Source organism: Pseudomonas sp. SST3, from assembly GCF_003325755.1.
Map to the genome: position 1 here is coordinate 1 of NZ_QORI02000176.1, position 3408 is coordinate 3408.

At 57.4% G+C, this 3408-nt stretch carries 2 protein-coding genes and 1 pseudogene; all 3 read left to right on the top strand.

Going from position 1 to position 3408, the window contains the following annotated elements; translation table 11 throughout:
• The first annotated feature begins 621 nt into the window (after window positions 1-621).
• The gene (locus tag DQ405_RS26035; RefSeq protein ID WP_168426454.1) at window positions 622-882 is read left to right on the top strand and encodes a helix-turn-helix domain-containing protein; all 261 of its coding nucleotides are present in this window, start codon (window positions 622-624) and stop codon (window positions 880-882) included.
• Between the two features lie 2 nt (window positions 883-884).
• Complete coding sequence (locus DQ405_RS26040; RefSeq protein ID WP_168426455.1) at window positions 885-2219, top strand: type II toxin-antitoxin system HipA family toxin; 1335 nt, start codon at window positions 885-887, stop codon at window positions 2217-2219.
• A 193-nt stretch (window positions 2220-2412) separates the two neighbouring features.
• Window positions 2413-2739 (top strand): annotated as a pseudogene (locus tag DQ405_RS27980) (PAAR domain-containing protein); the annotation flags it as partial.
• Window positions 2740-3408 lie beyond the last annotated feature (669 nt).

The window sequence follows — 3408 nt, forward strand, 5'->3', positions numbered from 1 at the left end:
ATCACAAACTCCCTCGCAAAGCCTCCAACATGCGGGTCGTATCCTTATCAGCTAGTTGAAAAGCATCGCCGCTGGAGAGATGGACACGTGCCCCGCCTCCCCAGTCCGCGCCCTCTGTAGAAGTAACTTGAACAACGTGGTCAAGGTTGATGACTCGCTTTTGGCTCTCGCCGAATGCCGAGACGGCCGTGACTTCTAAACACTTAAGCATTGCGATTCCTCTGGTTGTGGGTGGATAGCGGATTCAGCTTCACCACGTCAGCCATACCTACGCTGACGTAGTAGTTATTCCGTTACGTCTTGCTTGTGATTGGCCGCGCAACACCAGCGAGGCAATCACGGCGCGTTTACACAGGGATCAGTGGCGGCGACGAGACCTTTGGATCGCTTTGGTGGGGCACCGGTGTAGTTACGGCCAGGTGGATCCAGCCCTCAGCCGGAATACCGATGCAGGTGCCAGTCACGCCTGGAAGTTTGTAGCCTTCAAGCTACAGATAAGCTTAGACCCGTCCATCTTGTAGCCCGTGAGCCACAAACCAATGCTGACGATGCTTGTACGCATGTAGCCCAAGAGCTACATTATTCGGCATTACATCTTTTTCCGATGCCCGAGGGCCACAAGTGACCTCCCTATACGATGTGTCCGAGATGCTGAAACAGGCGCGTGGTGATGCGAAGCTGAGCCAAGAAACGCTGGCCAGCCGTGCCGGCGTCTCGCGCACCACCGTGGCGCGCATGGAAACGTTGGCCAAAGGCGACATGAGCGTTTCGGCGCTGGTTCGGCTGCTGGAAGCAGCAGGCTATGACCTAAAGCTGGTTAAGGCCGGACACGAACGCACGGTTGAAGACATCCTCAACGAGCAGCGGTCAGGGAGCGCTTGAGCATGATCCTCGACGTCCACGTCAGCTCAAGGCTGGTGGCCAAGCTTTATCGCGAGCGCGATGAATACGTGCTGAAATACCTTCTAGGCACAGCACCTGAAGACTTTGTCAGCCTGACAATGCCGGTTCGCGAAGAAGCATGGCGCTGGCCCCGCGACCTGTTCCCATTTTTTCGGCAGAACCTGCCCGAGGGGTACTTGCTGGGCATTATCCGCGAAGAGTTTGGCCCGCTGCTCGATGGCACCGACCTGTCACTGCTGGGCGTGGTGGGAGGCACCGGTATCGGTAGAGTCTCGGTCACGCCTGAGGGCGTTCAGCCTGGCATCGAGATGGCACCGTTAGAGATAGAACATCTGCTCAAAGCGGAAAACACCAGCGAACGGTTCGCCGCACTGGTGCGGCAATACGCTCGGGTAGCCGTCTCGGGAGTCGTCCCAAAGTTCATTGCTACCGACGCAGCCAAATCTCGGGAGCCGCTAGGCAAACCGACCCTGCGCACCGGCCTGCACATCATCAAGGGCTCCGACGACACGACCCCTTTTCTAGGCTTCAACGAGTTCTACACCATGCGCGTACTGGCGCGGCTTAATGTCGTGCCAGTAGCTGCCTGTCGCATGTCCGAGGACGGCAAGGTCCTGGTAGTGGATCGCTTCGACGTGGACGAGCAAGGCGTCCCCCGCTGCGGCGTCGAAGACGCCTGTGGGCTACTGGGATTGCCGCCCCATGAAAAGTACGTTCCCACCACCGAGCGGGTGTGGAATGCCACACGGCCCTACATCCCTGCTGAGCGTCTGCAAGCACAACGCGAGCACTTGGGCTGGCAGCTGCTGACCAACTACGTAGTGCGCAATGCTGACTGCCACTCGAAGAACATCGCGCTGTTTTACACCTCGCGTGCTGACGTGGCCTTTACCCCAGTCTATGACTTGGTCACCACTCAAGCCTACCCGCGCTTCGCCAGCAACCCACCTGGTTTGTCCGTAGGAGGAAGACAAACCTGGACACCGGGTCGATCATTGGAAACCTTTTTCAAAGCCGTGCTGAGCATTCCCCCGAGCAAGTACGCTGCCATGGTCGAGCAACTCTGCGAATCCGCCGTAGAGGTCGGCAAGGAAGTAATCGAAGCCGCGAAAAACGAGCCCGCCTGGCGTGATGTGGCTAAACATATGGTGCACGCCTGGAACGAAGGGATGGAGACATTGCGCAGCCCCAAAGCTGCTCCACACTTTCGCGGCCTGGATACCGCTATTGAAAACGCCGGCCTCTCAGGACCGCGCAAACCGGAGCGCAGCCGAGAGGTGATTGGCCGCTCGGAACTGCTGGCAAAGAAGCGCTGAAGCCATAATGCGGGGCTAATCGGCCAGATCTCCCGCAGTTGAGGGAGAAATGGCACCGTGATCTGCCGCGACTACTACCCGCTCTGCCAGATGCCTACAGCAGACAGTGACCATCGCCACAATTTAGCGATGGCGACAAAAGCTGGCCGCACGACACGCGTAGGATTCGTGTACGTAAACAGGGAGCAACACCATGAGCGGAAAACCGGCGGCTCGCCAAACTGATCCTACCTCTTGCCCTTTACCTGGCCATGGCACTAACCCCATCGCAACGGGCTCCCCAAACGTCTTGTTCGATAACCTGCCGGCTGCACGTATGAGCGATACGTCAGCCTGTGGAAGTGCCATTGAGGGGGCCGTATCCACCAGTGTTTTCATCAACGGTCTACCGGCAGCTACTGTCGGTAGCACTGGCGGCCATGGGAACGTCATCATCGGCGGGTCAGCAAGCGTAATCATTGGGGACACCCCTGTAACGGCAGCTTTTGCTGCCCCGGCGCCACTAGCGTTGAGAGCTACCACCGCGCCGGCAAGCTTGACAGCTGAGAGCCAAGCAAAAAGCGCCATCACCGATACGGCAACAACGGCACCGCCGGCTAGCTTCAAGTCGCCGTCTTCGTCAGTGAATGATCGCCTGGCTACGGCTGAGAAAATCCTTGAAGACTTCGAAAGTACCGAACCCAACACACGCGTTTTCAACGATCGAGGCTATCCAAAAGGAAGTACAGGTGACCCCTTCGAGAAGCAGCAGATCCTTGAACAGCTTCGATTGCGAATCGCACGAGCGCATGGGGAAAAAATCGATAGCGGTATACGTCTACCGGCCTATCCAGATCAAGACCGAACCTCGTTGTGTGGTCCCGCAGCCTTTTTCTACGCGTTGTTGATGGACAGGCCTGACCTGTACGCACGCTCCATCATCGAGCTGTGGGAGACAGGCGAAACAATGATTGGCCAACTCCACATCAAACCCAGCCATGCCTGCCGCAACCCTAAGAACTTCAGCAGATTTGCTCCAGGCGACCGTATCCCTCCGATAGACTGGATCTCTCTTGCAAGCCTACGCGATAGCGAGAACGGACTGTTCAGCTATGACTCGCCTGACGATCAAGTTGCAGGAATCACCTTGCCCAACGCCCTCGAATCTTGGTTCGTAAAAGCCGGAGCGGCAGTGGTATTCGACAATATC

Coding starts and splice junctions, on each gene's coding strand:
- DQ405_RS26040 (WP_168426455.1), top strand. CDS start 885: ATGATCCTCGACGTCCACGTCAGCTCAAGGCTGGTGGCCAAGCTTTAT.